Below are 12,309 nucleotides of genomic sequence, written 5' to 3' on the forward strand. Positions count from 1 at the left end.
CGCCCCCCCCGACGCCCCCCTGCCTCCTGCCGCCGCCGCCGGTGAGGAGCCGTTCAGCATCATCGGTGCGCTGGCGGGCGGCTGACCGCGCTGCTTGGCGCGGTGCCCGGTGGGGTACCAATGGCCCACGGAGCAACCGACGTCAAGGAGGCGAACCGATGGGTGACCACAAGGGCGAAGAGTTCAAGGGGCGCGCGAAGGAGGCGGCCGGCGACCTGACGGGCGACAAGGACCTCGAGCGTGAAGGCAAGGTCGACCAGGGCAGCGCCTCGGTCAAGGACAAGGTCGGCGACGCCGCCGACAAGGTCAAGGGCGCGCTCCGCAGCGACGACTGACCCGAGGGGCGACCCCCCCCCGAGACACACCGTTGCCGGGGCGCCGACGGTAAAGGGTGCCGTCTGCGCCGCGTAGCGCCCCAGATGCATGACGAGCCCGTCATGGTCGTCGGCGGCGACGTAGGCCCGCCGGTGCGCACCGTCCCCGCCGACTATCGTGCGTGCGTGAGTGACCCACGGCCCCCCGACGACGCGGCGCGCGCCGCGATGAGCGACACGGTGCTTGCGATCGCGGCGGAACGCGCCGTCGAGCCGGTTCTCCGCCGCCTCGTCGAGGCCGCCCGCACGCTCGCGGGCGGGCGGTACGCGGCTCTCGGGATCCCCGACGGTGAGGGCGGCTTCGCCCAGTTCCTCACCACCGGGCTGTCCGACGAGGAGGTCGCGGCGATCGGGCCGCTGCCGCGCACGCACGGGCTGCTCGGAGCGATGCTCGGTGAGCGCGAGTCCTTCCGGACGGCCGACATCACCCGGGACCCGCGGTTCTGGGGGTGGCCGGCCGCACACCCCGACATGCGCTCCTTCCTCGGCGTGCCGATCCTGTCCGCGGGCACGGTGGTCGGTGCGATCTACGTCACCGACAAGGAGGGCGCCCCGGCGTTCACCGACGCCGACCAGGAGGTCATCGAGCTCCTCGCCGCACACGCCGCAGTGGCCATAGAGAACGTGCGGCTCACCGAGCGCACCCGCGAGCTCGCCGTCCTTGAGGAGCGCGCCGCGCTCGCGCGCGAGCTCCACGACGCGATGACCCAGAAGCTGTTCAGCCTGAACCTCGTCGCCGAGGCCGCCGCCGACGCGGTCGGCCGCGATCCGGAGGCGGCCGAGGCCCACATCCGCACCATGCAGGGGCTCGCCCGCGACACGCTCGCCGAGCTGCGCTCGCTCATCGTTGACCTGCGTCCCGCCGACCTGGGCGCCGATGGCCTTGTCGCCGCCCTGCGCGCGCATGTCGATCTCGTCGCCCGCGTCCACGGCGTCGACGTCGTCCTGCGCGCGGAGGGGGACGACCGCCTCGACCCCGAACGCGAGCGCCAGGTGTTCCGCGTGGTGCAGGAGGCGCTGCACAACGCCGTGCGCCACGCGGGTGCGAGCCGGATCGAGGTGACCGTCACCGCCGTCGACGGCCGCGTCGCCGTCGCGGTCCGCGACGACGGTGCCGGCTTCGACCCGGACGACGGCGCGGTGCGCGGCAGGCGGCTCGGCCTCACGTCGATGCGCGACCGCGCCCGCGCCATCGGTGGGCACCTCGCGATCGAGTCGGCCCCGGGGGCGGGTACGGCGGTGCGGTTGGAGGTGGGCGGTGGCTGAGCCGATCCGCGTGCTCGTCGTCGACGACCACCCGGTGGTGCGCCAGGGGCTGCGCGCGTTCCTGTCGTCCCGTGACGACATGGAGGTCGTCGCCGAGGCAGCCGACGGCGAGGAAGCGGTCCGCAAGCTCCGCCACCTGCGGCCCGACGTCGCCCTCGTCGATCTCGTGATGCCCGGCACCGGCGGCCTGCAGGTCCTCGAACGCGCAGCCGAGCTCGAGCTGCCCACCCGCATCATCGTGCTGACGAGCTTCGCGGAGACCGACCAGGTCGTCCCGGCCGTGCGCGCCGGGGCCGCGGGGTACCTGCTGAAGGACGCCGAGCCCCGGGAGCTCGAGGATGCCATCCGTGCGGTCCACCGGGGGGAGGCCCTGCTGCATCCGCGCGCGGCGGGTGCGGTCATGCGGGAGGTGGCCGCGCCCCGGCCTGCGCCGCTCGCCGACCTCACGCCGCGCGAGCGGGAGGTGCTCGTCCGACTCGCGCGGGGACTCACCAACCGGCTCATCGCCCGCGAGCTCGGCGTCACGGAGAAGACGGTGAAGACCCACGTCTCCCACGTTCTCGCCAAGCTCGGCGTCACCGACCGGACCCAGGCCGCCCTCTATGCGTTGCGCGCCGGCCTCGCCGAGACGAGTGGGCGCGACGGCCCGCGCTCCTGAGGCAACAGGCCGGCCCAGAAAGGACGTCCTTCGCAAGGGCGGCCGGTCGTTAAGAAAAGGACCCAGGGGTTGTAGGACCAGCGGCCGAGGCCGGCCGGGCCCTGCGATGGACGTCGCACCGGCGGGGCGGAACTACGGTGCGGGCAGCCTTCGAAAAGGAGCCGGTCATGCCATCGCCGATTCGCGTCGCCCTCGTCACCGGCGGCTCCCTCGGACTGGGCCGGGCACTCGTGGCAAGTCTCGCCGCCGACGGGTGGACGGTCGTCACCGACGGGCGGGACGCGGCGGCGCTGGCCGCCGCCACCGCTCACCCGGCCGTGCACGGCGTGCCCGGCGACGTCACCGACGAGGACCACCGCATCGCGTTGGTGCAGGCCGTCGACGACCTGGGGGGACTCGACCTGCTGGTCAACAACGCGAGCCTGCTCGGACCGAGCCCCCAGCCGACGCTGGCCGACTACCCGCTCGGCGTCCTCGAGGCGGTGTACCGGACGAACGTCCTCGCGCCGCTGCGCCTCGTCCAGCTGGCCCTGCCGCGCCTGCGGCCCGGGGGGGCGATCATCGCCATCAGCTCCGACGCGGCCCGCGAGGCCTATCCCGGCTGGGGAGGCTACGGCTCCTCCAAGGCGGCCCTCGAGCAGCTCACCGCCGTGCTCGGCGAGGAGCAGCCGCAGCTGCGCGTCTACGCCGTGGATCCCGGCGACATGAACACCCGCATGCAGGCCGAGGCGTTCCCCGGCGGGGACATCTCCGACCGCCCCCCGCCCGAGGCGAGCGTCCCGGGCATCCGCCGCCTCGTCGACGGTGACCTGCCGAGCGGACGCTACGAGGCGCGCGCCCTGGCGGGCAGCGCGGTGGGCGCGCGGTGACTGCCACGGCATGGCCCGCAGGCGACGTCCTGGACTTCGCCGTCCCGCCCGGTCTCGACGCCGGCGCACCGCCCGAGGCGGAGGGGCGGGCCCGCGACGACGTGCGCCTCCTCGTGGCCGAGCACGGCCGGGTGCACCACCGGCGGCTGCGTGACCTCACGTGGCTGCTCGCACCCGGTGACCTGCTCGTCGTGAACACCTCGGCGACGCTGCCTGCGGCGCTGCCCGCGACACGTGCGGACGGCGCCGTCCTGCGGCTCCACCTGTCCGGCCCGCTGCCGGGTGGAGGCGGCTCGCTCGTCGAGCTGCGGCGCCCCGCCGGTCCCGGCAGCGAGCCGTTCGGCGGCGGCCACGCCGGCGAGCGCCTCGCCCTGCCGGCAGGGGGGCGCGTCGACCTGCGCAGCCCCTTCAGGACGGCCGAGGGCTCCCGCACGCGCCTGTGGCAGGCAAGCCTCGACCTGCCCGAGCCGCTCGGTGACTACCTCGCCCGCCACGGTCATCCGATCCGCTACCGCACGCACGGACCGATCTGGCCGCTCGGGGCGTACCAGACGGTGTTCGCCGTGACCCCGGGCAGCGCCGAGTCGCCGAGCGCGGGCCGGGCGTTCTCCACCGGGCTCGTCACCGGCCTCGTCGCTGCCGGCGTGGGGGTCGCGCCGGTCCTGCTCCACACCGGGGTGTCGTCGCTCGAGGCCGGCGAACCGCCCTACCCGGAGCGCTACGCCGTACCGGCCGCGACGGCCGAGCGGGTCACGGCCGCCCGGCGTGCCAACCACCGTGTCGTCGCCGTCGGCACGACCGCCGCGCGGGCGCTCGAGACCGTCACCGGCGAGGACCGGGTGACCGTCGCCGGAGAAGGCTGGACCGACGTCGCGATCACCCCCGAGCGAGGGATCCGGGGGTTCGACGCCCTGCTCACCGGCTGGCACGAGCCCCGCTCGTCGCATCTTCGGCTGCTCGAGGCCGTCGCCGGCCGGGCGCTGCTGCGGGCGAGCTACGCCGCGGCACTCGACGCCGGCTACCGCTGGCACGAGTTCGGCGACCTCCACCTCGTGCTGCGCTGAGCAACCGGCCGTTGGGCTACGGTAGACCGTGCCCGTTTTGGCCCGAGCCGGAAGCCCCAGATGCCGACCGACAACCTGACTCGTGACGAGGCGCGTGCGCGCGCACGGCTGCTGTCCGACGTCGCCTACGACGTCGCCATGGACGTCCGGAGTGCCGGCGAGACCTTCGCCAGCCGCGCGGTCGTCCGCTTCCGGTGCGCTGAGCCGGGAGCGGGCACGTTCATCGACCTCGACGCCGCCACCGTCGAGTCGGTGACGCTGAACGACCGCGCGCTCGCCGCCGACGCGTTCACCGGCCACCGGATCACCCTCGACGACCTCGCCGAGCACAACGAGCTCGTCGTCGTGGCCCGGTGCCGCTACCAGCGCACCGGGGTGGGACTGCACCGCTTCACCGACCCCGTCGACGGCCACGTCTACCTCCACACGCAGTTCGAGCCGTTCGACGCCCACCGGGTCTACCCCTGTTTCGATCAGCCCGATCTCAAAGCGCCGTTCACCCTGACCGTCGACGCGCCGGCCGGCTGGGAGTGCGTGTCGAACGCCGAGGTCACCGAACGTCCCGCCGAGGGCGACGCGGGGACGTGGCGCTTCGCGCCGACCCTGCCGATCTCCACCTACATCACCGCGCTCGTCGCGGGCCCCTACCACGCCGTCCACGACCACCACCGGATCACCTCGGAGGGCGGGGAGGTGCAGGACGTCCCGCTCGGGGTCTACTGCCGCCGGTCACTGGCCGCGCACCTCGACACCGCCGAGATCCTCGAGGTCACCCGGCAGGGCTTCGACTTCTTCACCGCGGCGTTCGGCTATCCCTACCCGTTCGGCAAGTACGACCAGCTGTTCGTCCCGGAGTTCAACTTCGGCGCGATGGAGAACGCCGGCTGCGTCACGTTCAGCGAGTCCTTCATCTTCCGTTCGAAGGTCACCGACGCCGCCCGGCAGTCCCGCGCCTCGACGATCCTCCACGAGATGGCGCACATGTGGTTCGGGGACCTCGTCACCATGCGCTGGTGGGACGACCTGTGGCTGAACGAAAGCTTCGCCACGTACATGGGGACGCTGGCCCTCGCGGAGGCGACGCGCTTCACCACGGCCTGGGCCCACTTCGCGAGCAGCACGAAGGCCTGGGCGGTCAGCCAGGACCAGCTGCCGACGACCCATCCCATCGCCGCCGACATCGTCGACACCGACGCCGTCCGCACGCACTTCGACGGCATCACGTACGCCAAGGGTGCGTCCGTCCTCAAGCAGCTGGTCGCGTGGGTGAGCAGGGAGGCGTTCCTCGCCGGCCTGCGCGACTACTTCCGCCGCCACGGGTTCGGCAACGCGGAGCTCGTCGACTTCCTCGGTGCGCTCGAGGCCGCAAGTGGCCGCGACCTCGGCGACTGGTCGAAGCAGTGGCTGCAGACGGCCGGCGTCACCACCCTGCGGGCGGACACCATCACCGCGCCCGACGCGGCGTCGGGCGTCCGGCGCTACGAGGCCGTCACCATCCGCCAGGAGGCCACGGAGGCGTACCCGACCCTGCGCGACCACCGCGTGGCCGTCGGGTGCTACGCCCTCGGCGACGGCGCGCTCGCGCGCAGTGGTCGGGCGGAGCTCGACGTCACCGGGTCGGCCACCGACGTGGACCAGCTCGCCGGCGAACCGGTACCGGACCTGCTGCTCGTGAACGACGACGACCTCGCGTTCGCGAAGGTCCGCCTCGACGACGCCTCCGTCCAGACGCTCCAGACGAGCCTGTCGCTGCTCGCCGACCCGCTCGCCCGGGCGCTGTGCTGGGGGGCACTGTGGGACATGACCCGCGACGCCGAGCTCCCCACCCGCCGGTTCGTCGCCCTCGTCGCCGGCCACGTCGCCGCGGAGGACGAGGTCGGCATGCTCCAGTCGATCCTCGGACAGGCGCAGACCGCCACCCTGCGCTACGGCGACCCGGCCAACCGGGACGCCGCCAAGCGTCTGCTCGCCGACGCCGCGCGCGGCGGGCTGGAGTGGGCCGAGGGTGGAGGCGACCGCCAGCTCGTGTGGGTGCGCTGCATCGCCGGCCTGGCCGCCAGCCCCCAGGACCGCGCCTGGACGCGGGCCCTGCTCGACGGCACCGTCACCGTGCCGGGGCTAGCCGTCGACACCGAGCTGCGCTGGCACCTCGTCACGTCACTGGCCGCCGCGGGGACCGCCGACGAGGAGCTGATCGCCGCTGAGGCCGAACGCGACCCGACGGACATGGGCGCACGCCGGGCCGCCACCGCCCGGGCCGCCCGGCCGACCGCCGAGGCGAAGGCCGCCGCCTGGGAGGCGCTCACGCAGGACCGCAGCCTCCCGCTGGCCATGATGCGGGCCCTCGTCGGCGGCTTCTCCCGCTACGGGCAGGACGAGGTGCTCGCCCCCTACATCGAGCCCTACGTCGACCTGCTCCCGGCGGTGTGGGCCGAGCGCACCCCCGACGAGGCGCTGCTCCTCAGCGACGGGCTCTACCCGTCGGGCGTCGTGAGCGAGGACGTCGTCGCTGCCGCGGACCGCGCCCTGGCCCTGGACGGGCTGCCCGCCCCCGGGGCGCGCCTCGTCGCCGAAGGCCGCGACGGGACCCTCCGCGCCCTGCGGGCCCGCGCCGCCGACCGCGCCTGAGCCGGAACGCGCCCGGCCCGGCCGCGCCCCACTGCGGGTTGCAGCAATGGTCGCATGATGTGCGACCGATGCTGCGGTCCTGCGCGGTGCTCCGGCCACCGCCCTTTGCCGGGCGCGCCACGGCGGCCCTTTGCCCCCCTGCGGGGCTACAGGTGGCGGGTGAACCACTCCGCGGCGAGCTCCGCCACTCGTCGCAGCGCGCCGGGCTCGGCGAACAGGTGGCCGGCGCCGGCGACGATCTGCAGTCGCGTCTCGGCCGTCATGCGCGCTATCGCGTCGCGGTTCATGCCGACGACGGGCACGTCGGCGCCTCCGACGATGAGAAGCGTGGGCGCCCGCACCGCAGCGAGCGCCTCACCGGCGAGGTCGGGGCGCCCGCCCCGGGAGACGACCGCGCGGACCCCGGGGCGTTGCGCCGCGGCGACGAGCGCGCACGCGGCGCCGGTGGACGCGCCGAAGTAGCCGACCGGCAGGTCGGCGGTGTCGGGGCGGTCCGCCAACCAGTCGGTGGCGCCGACGAGCCGCTCGGCGAGAAGCCCGACGTCGAAGCGCAGCTCGCCGGTCCGGGCGTCGAGGGCCTCCTCGTCGGCGGTGAGCAGGTCCATGAGCAGCGTGGCGAGGCCGGCGTCCTGCAGGGCGGCGGCGACCTCGCGGTTGCGCGGGCTGTGACGGCTCGACCCGCTGCCGTGGGCGAACACGACGACCCCGCGCGCCCCGTCGGGCACGGCCAGGTCGCCCTCCAGGATCGCGCCCCCGGTGGGGATGCTGACCGCCGCGGCGCTCACCCCTCGGGGTCCTGCGGAGACGCCACCGCGCCGAGCAGTGCGAGGACCTCCTCGTCGGCGGTCTGGTGGAAGTCGCGGTACCACTGGCCGACCGCGGTGAACGGCTCGGGGGTCGCGACGACCACGACGTCGTCGGCCTCCTCCGCGATCCTGTCAGCGGTCTGCGGCGCGCTGACCGGCGCGGCCATCACGAGCCGGGCGGGGCGGTGCTCCCGCAGCGACTGCAGCGCCGCCCGCGCCGTCACGCCGGTCGCCAGCCCGTCGTCGACGAGGACCACGGTGCGTCCCGACAGGTCCGGCAGCGGCCGTCCCCCGCGGTACTGGCGGACCCGGCGGTCGAGCTCGGCCCGCTCCGCCTCGATGACCCGCGCGAGGTCTGCTTCCTCCAGGCCGAGCATGGCGAGGGTCTGCTCGTCGAGCAGCGGCTCGCCGCCCTCGGCGATGGCGCCGACGCCGAGCTCGGGACGGCCGGGGGCGCCGAGCTTGCGCGCGACCATCACCTCGAGGCGCGCGCCGAGCGCCGCGGCAACCTCCGCGGCCACGGGCACGCCGCCCCGTGGCAGGGCGAGCACGACCGTGTCCTCGCCGGCGTAGCGGGTGAGCCGCTGCGCCAGCTGGCGTCCGGCGTCGCGACGGTCGGCGAACATCGCCTCGTCACCCCTTGGACGGGTTGCCTGCTTCGATCGGTACGGGGGAGATACCATCGCCGGGCCGCTCCCGAACCTCGTCGAGGGCGGTGCGCCGGATGAGCGCCGGATAGCCGAGCGCCACGACGGCGGCGAACAGGAACCACTGCACCGCGTAGGACAGGTGGTTGCCGGCGGTCAGCTCGGGCGGGTCCGCGCTGCGAGGGAGCTCCCCGACGGTTGCGGGGGTCTGCTCGGCGAGCTGGACGTAGTAGGGCCGCAGCGGCACGTCGATCTGGCGCTGCAGGCGCTCGACGTCGACGCGTGAGACCCGGATGAGCTCCCCCTCGGAGGGGATGGCCGGCGCGAAGCGGGTGGCCGGTTCGTCGGGGAACACGAGCCCCGACACGCGGACCTGCCCGCGGGGCGGAGCGGCCTCGGCGACCGGCGGGCTGTCGAGCGCGAACGGCACCCAGCCCCGGGCGACGAGGACGGCCCACCCGTCGTCGGTGGCGAGCGGGGTGAGCACGTGGTGGCCCGGCTGACCGTTCCAGGACCTCGGCGTGAGCAGCACCTCTCCGGCGGGCAGGTAGCGCCCCGACAGCCGGACACGGCGATACGCGAGGTCCTCGCCGGCCTTGTCAGCGACCGCCGCGAGGTCGGCGGGAGGCGCCTGCATCCGCTCGGCGACCAAGGCGTTGCGCGCCGAGCGCTGCTCATGGCGGTCGAGCTGCCAGAAGCCCAGGCTCACGAACCCCAGCACCGCGACCGCCACGAGCCCGTGCCCGAACAGCCACTTCGGTGACAGCAGGAAGCGGTACATGTGGCGGCCATTGTCGCGCACCGGGTCCGCCCTCGCCGATCGGCGGGCAGAACGGCCGGTCATGGACCCGCACGCCCCGTCTATACGGCGGAGGCCTTCTCGCCCCGCAGCACCTTGATGACCGCCGCCCCGACTCCGGCGACGACGGCGAGCTTCGTCACCTTGCCGAGCAGCTTCTTCACGGCGATGAAGATCCCGACCTTCTTGGCGGCGTCCTTCTTGCTCATTTGACTTCCTTCTCGTGTCGGAGGCTGCGCACCATACCGTCCCCTTTCGGGCCACCGGCGAGCGGAGGACCGGGACGTACGCCGAGCGGTACAGCCGCTCGCCACCGCGCAGCGACCGGCGGAACGCCCCGGGGTGCGGGGTGGAGACGACGGTCACCGTACGCAACCGGTCGGTACGCGGCCACGTCCGGGGGTGCCGTGCGCGGCGAGTAGCCCCGCTGCTCGGGAGCGACCGCGCGGTAGCCGGCCCCCGCGAGTGCGCGGAGCTGGCTGCGCCAGGCCCACGACGTCTGCGGGAAGCCGTGGAGCAGCAGGACGGGCTCGCCGCCGGTGGGGCCGGCCGCCGCGCGTCGAACACGCCGGCGGCGGTGGGAATCGCGATGCGCTCCACTGCCGTGCGGCAGAGCCCCCCGCTCAGGCGGTCGGGGGCAGCGGCTTGTCCTGGTCGCGCTCGGGGCGGTGCCCGGGCTTGTTCTCCTCGGGCACGGGACCGAGGCGGTCATCGGGCTCGTCGGGCTTGTCCCCGGCACGGATCTCCGAGGCGTCCTGGTCGGTGGACCCGAGGCCGCTGCGGCGCAGCTCGGGTTGTTGTGGCTTCGGCATGCGTCTTGGCCTTTCGCTCGCGTCAGGGGTACGTACCCAGCCCGCCGGGGCGCTCACGCGGGCCGGGTCAGGCCTTGCCCCGCCGGCTGCCCTTCTCCACGCCCTTGTAGTTGACGACGGTGTCGAGGCGGTGGACGACCTCGACGAGGTCGGTCTGGTCGGCCATCACCGTGTCGAGGTCCTTGTAGGCGCCCGGGATCTCGTCGATGAGCGCCGCTGCGGCCTTGCGCAGCCAAGTGCGGCCCTCCATCGCCCGTTCCATGTCCTCCACGGTGAACGCCTTGCGAGCCTGGCGGCGTGACATCGCCCGCCCCGCGCCGTGAGCGGCGGAGCAGTACGCGTCCGGGTTGCCGAGCCCCCGCACGACGAAGGACCCGGTGCCCATCGAGCCGGGGATGACCCCGAGCTCCCCGGCCCGCGCGGAGATCGCGCCCTTGCGCGTGACCCACAGCTCCTTGCCGTGGTGGCGCTCTCGGCGTGCGTAGTTGTGGTGGTTGTTGATGGTGCGGACCGCCGGCTCGTCCTCCCGCCCCGTTGCGGCGGCGAGGCCTTCGAGGGCGACGCGCATCATGCGCTGCCGGTTGCCGGAGGCGTACGCCTGGGCCCACTGCAGGTCACGGATGTAGGCGTCGAACTCCGGCGTCCCCTGCACGAGGTAGGCGAGGTCGGGATCGGGCAGGTCCTCCATGCTGCGGCGCATGAGGCCCTTCGCGCGCTCGATGTGGCGCATGGCGAGGGTGTTACCGGGACCACGTGACCCGGAGTGGAGCATGAGCCAGACGGTGCCCCGCTCGTCGGTGCAGAGCTCGAGGAAGTGGTTTCCGCTGCCGAGCGTGCCGAACTGCCGGGGCGCCTTCTCGCGCAGGTTGCGGTCGGCCCGCACGGACTCGGGAAGCCCGTGCGCCGCGACGAAGTGCTGCCAGGCGGGATCGGCCTCGGCGTGCCAGTAGCCGAGGCCGGCGGGGATCGTGCCCGCCCAGCGGTCGAGCAGGGGCTCGAGCGTGTCGGGCAGGTCCGCGGCGGTCAGGGCGGTCTCGGTCGCGATGACGCCGCAGCCGATGTCCACGCCGACCGCCGAGGGGATGATCGCCTCACGGGTCGGGATCACCGCGCCGACGGTCGCGCCCATGCCGAGGTGCGCGTCGGGCATGAGCGCGATGTGGCCGTCGACGGCCGCGACGCGGACGGTCGCGAGCGCCTGTTCGCGAGCCTGCTCGTCGAGCACCGAGGCCCAGCTCAGCACGCGCTCACCGATCTTCTCCATGCCCCGAGTCTGTCCCACGTGGCGCCACCGGATGCGCCGCCGGCACCATGGCGGCGCCTGCATTGACAGGTGTCGATGCAGGTGCTACCGTCACATCGATGGATGTCGATGTGAAGCGCGACGCGGGGGTGCCGGCAGCCTGCTGCATGCCGCTGCGCGCCCCGCGGCTGTCCCACGCCGAGGCGGTGGCGACGGCGGCCGTGTTCAAGGCCCTCGCCGACCCCCACCGGGTGCGCATCGTGAGCCTGCTCGCCGCGGCCGGTGAGCCGGTGTGCGTGTGCGACCTCACCGCGCCGCTCGGCATCGCCCAACCGACGGTCAGCCACCACCTCAAGAAGCTCACCTCGGCAGGGCTGCTGCGCCGCGAGCGGCGCGGCACCTGGGCCTACTACTCGCTGGACCCCGACGCCGTACGACGGCTCGCCGACGTCGCCGACCTGCAAGGAGTGATCCCATGACGCGCACCGACCCCGACGCCCTGCGTGAGCACGTGAGGGCCCGCTACGCCGCCGCGGCCACCGCCGCCGACCCGCTCGCCGCGGACTGCTGCGGCGCCGATCGGGGATGCGGGGCGGCCGGGGACGCCTTCGGTGCGGGCCTCTACAGCGACGAGGAGCACGCGGCGCTGCCCGACGCCGCCGGCCTCGCAAGCCTCGGCTGCGGGAACCCCACGGCGGTGGCCGACCTCGCGCCGGGGGAGATCGTGCTCGACCTCGGCTCGGGCGGGGGCATCGACGTGCTGCTGTCCGCCCGGCGGGTCGGGCCGACCGGGTGGGCCTACGGCGTGGACATGACCGAGGAGATGCTCGACCTCGCGCGGCGCAACGCCGCCGAGGCCGGCGCCGTCAACGTCACGTTCCTCAAGGGCGAGATCGAGGCCCTGCCGCTGCCCGACGCGAGCGTCGACGTCGTGATCTCCAACTGCGTGGTGAACCTGTCCGTCGACAAGCCCGCCGTCATGGCCGAGATGCACCGCGTGCTGCGCGCCGGCGGGCGCATCGGCATCAGCGACGTCGTCGCCGAGGACCGCCTCGACGCGGCGGAGCGGTCGGAGAGGGGCAGCTACGTCGGGTGCATCGCCGGCGCGCTGTCGGTCGGGGAGTACCGCGCGGGCCTCGTCGC

14 protein-coding genes are annotated in these 12,309 nt (G+C 74.3%); 8 read left to right on the top strand and 6 right to left on the bottom strand.

Annotated elements, in window-relative coordinates:
• Nucleotides 1-158 precede the first annotated feature (158 nt).
• The 6 genes from VM324_04830 to pepN all read left to right on the top strand — a co-directional run bounded on the left by VM324_04830 (nucleotide 159) and on the right by pepN (nucleotide 6,859).
• A complete protein-coding gene (locus tag VM324_04830) occupies nucleotides 159-335 on the top strand; it encodes a CsbD family protein (GenBank protein ID HVL98598.1) in 177 nt (58 codons plus the stop codon).
• Between the two features lie 84 nt (nucleotides 336-419).
• Nucleotides 420-1,640 (top strand): GAF domain-containing sensor histidine kinase, encoded by a 1,221-nt coding sequence (locus VM324_04835; protein ID HVL98599.1) that lies wholly within the window; start codon nucleotides 420-422, stop codon nucleotides 1,638-1,640.
• The gene (locus VM324_04840) at nucleotides 1,633-2,298 is read left to right on the top strand and encodes a response regulator transcription factor (GenBank protein ID HVL98600.1); all 666 of its coding nucleotides are present in this window, start codon (nucleotides 1,633-1,635) and stop codon (nucleotides 2,296-2,298) included. Before VM324_04835 ends, VM324_04840 begins: the two co-directional genes overlap by 8 nt.
• Before the next feature lie 167 nt (nucleotides 2,299-2,465).
• On the top strand, nucleotides 2,466-3,167 hold the full coding sequence (locus VM324_04845; protein ID HVL98601.1) for an SDR family oxidoreductase: 702 nt from the start codon (nucleotides 2,466-2,468) through the stop codon (nucleotides 3,165-3,167).
• Nucleotides 3,164-4,231: an S-adenosylmethionine:tRNA ribosyltransferase-isomerase gene (locus VM324_04850; protein HVL98602.1), complete on the top strand. Its 1,068-nt coding sequence runs from the start codon at nucleotides 3,164-3,166 to the stop codon at nucleotides 4,229-4,231. The genes VM324_04845 and VM324_04850 overlap by 4 nt, the downstream gene beginning before the upstream one ends.
• A 60-nt stretch (nucleotides 4,232-4,291) precedes the next feature.
• Nucleotides 4,292-6,859 carry an aminopeptidase N gene (gene pepN / locus VM324_04855; GenBank protein HVL98603.1) on the top strand — a complete coding sequence of 856 codons (2,568 nt, stop codon included), beginning with the start codon at nucleotides 4,292-4,294 and terminating at the stop codon, nucleotides 6,857-6,859.
• A 146-nt stretch (nucleotides 6,860-7,005) separates the two neighbouring features.
• Here pepN and VM324_04860 read toward each other — a convergent pair whose 3' ends face one another.
• The 6 genes from VM324_04860 to VM324_04885 all read right to left on the bottom strand — a co-directional run bounded on the left by VM324_04860 (nucleotide 7,006) and on the right by VM324_04885 (nucleotide 11,187).
• The gene (locus VM324_04860; protein HVL98604.1) at nucleotides 7,006-7,644 is read right to left on the bottom strand and encodes a dienelactone hydrolase family protein; all 639 of its coding nucleotides are present in this window, start codon (nucleotides 7,642-7,644) and stop codon (nucleotides 7,006-7,008) included.
• Nucleotides 7,641-8,291 carry a phosphoribosyltransferase family protein gene (locus VM324_04865; GenBank protein HVL98605.1) on the bottom strand — a complete coding sequence of 217 codons (651 nt, stop codon included), beginning with the start codon at nucleotides 8,289-8,291 and terminating at the stop codon, nucleotides 7,641-7,643. Before VM324_04865 ends, VM324_04860 begins: the two co-directional genes overlap by 4 nt.
• A 7-nt stretch (nucleotides 8,292-8,298) precedes the next feature.
• Nucleotides 8,299-9,114: an SURF1 family protein gene (locus VM324_04870; GenBank protein ID HVL98606.1), complete on the bottom strand. Its 816-nt coding sequence runs from the start codon at nucleotides 9,112-9,114 to the stop codon at nucleotides 8,299-8,301.
• Between the two features lie 59 nt (nucleotides 9,115-9,173).
• Entirely contained in the window at nucleotides 9,174-9,320 is a 147-nt protein-coding gene (locus VM324_04875) for a hypothetical protein (protein HVL98607.1), read from the bottom strand.
• A gap of 414 nt (nucleotides 9,321-9,734) precedes the next feature.
• A complete protein-coding gene (locus tag VM324_04880) occupies nucleotides 9,735-9,923 on the bottom strand; it encodes a hypothetical protein (protein HVL98608.1) in 189 nt (62 codons plus the stop codon).
• Nucleotides 9,924-9,990: 67 nt separating this feature from the next.
• A complete protein-coding gene (locus tag VM324_04885) occupies nucleotides 9,991-11,187 on the bottom strand; it encodes an RtcB family protein (GenBank protein HVL98609.1) in 1,197 nt (398 codons plus the stop codon).
• Nucleotides 11,188-11,285: 98 nt separating this feature from the next.
• Between VM324_04885 and VM324_04890 the strand changes: the two genes are divergently transcribed.
• Nucleotides 11,286-11,645, top strand: a complete 360-nt coding sequence (locus tag VM324_04890) for a metalloregulator ArsR/SmtB family transcription factor (GenBank protein ID HVL98610.1) — start codon at nucleotides 11,286-11,288, stop codon at nucleotides 11,643-11,645.
• A partial coding sequence (gene arsM / locus VM324_04895) for an arsenite methyltransferase (GenBank protein ID HVL98611.1) occupies nucleotides 11,642-12,309 on the top strand: 668 nt, incomplete at its 3' end. The genes VM324_04890 and arsM, both read left to right, overlap by 4 nt.

Source organism: Egibacteraceae bacterium, from assembly GCA_035540635.1.
GTDB lineage: Bacteria > Actinomycetota > Nitriliruptoria > Euzebyales > Egibacteraceae > DATLGH01.

Excerpts from the sequence above, each read along its gene's own strand:
- VM324_04865 (HVL98605.1), bottom strand. The coding sequence starts at position 8,291 with ATGTTCGCCGACCGTCGCGACGCCGGACGCCAGCTGGCGCAGCGGCTC.
- VM324_04830 (HVL98598.1), top strand. The coding sequence starts at position 159 with ATGGGTGACCACAAGGGCGAAGAGTTCAAGGGGCGCGCGAAGGAGGCG.
- VM324_04835 (HVL98599.1), top strand. The coding sequence starts at position 420 with ATGCATGACGAGCCCGTCATGGTCGTCGGCGGCGACGTAGGCCCGCCG.
- VM324_04875 (HVL98607.1), bottom strand. The coding sequence starts at position 9,320 with ATGAGCAAGAAGGACGCCGCCAAGAAGGTCGGGATCTTCATCGCCGTG.
- VM324_04880 (HVL98608.1), bottom strand. The coding sequence starts at position 9,923 with ATGCCGAAGCCACAACAACCCGAGCTGCGCCGCAGCGGCCTCGGGTCC.
- VM324_04890 (HVL98610.1), top strand. The coding sequence starts at position 11,286 with ATGGATGTCGATGTGAAGCGCGACGCGGGGGTGCCGGCAGCCTGCTGC.
- pepN (HVL98603.1), top strand. The coding sequence starts at position 4,292 with ATGCCGACCGACAACCTGACTCGTGACGAGGCGCGTGCGCGCGCACGG.
- VM324_04885 (HVL98609.1), bottom strand. The coding sequence starts at position 11,187 with ATGGAGAAGATCGGTGAGCGCGTGCTGAGCTGGGCCTCGGTGCTCGAC.
- VM324_04845 (HVL98601.1), top strand. The coding sequence starts at position 2,466 with ATGCCATCGCCGATTCGCGTCGCCCTCGTCACCGGCGGCTCCCTCGGA.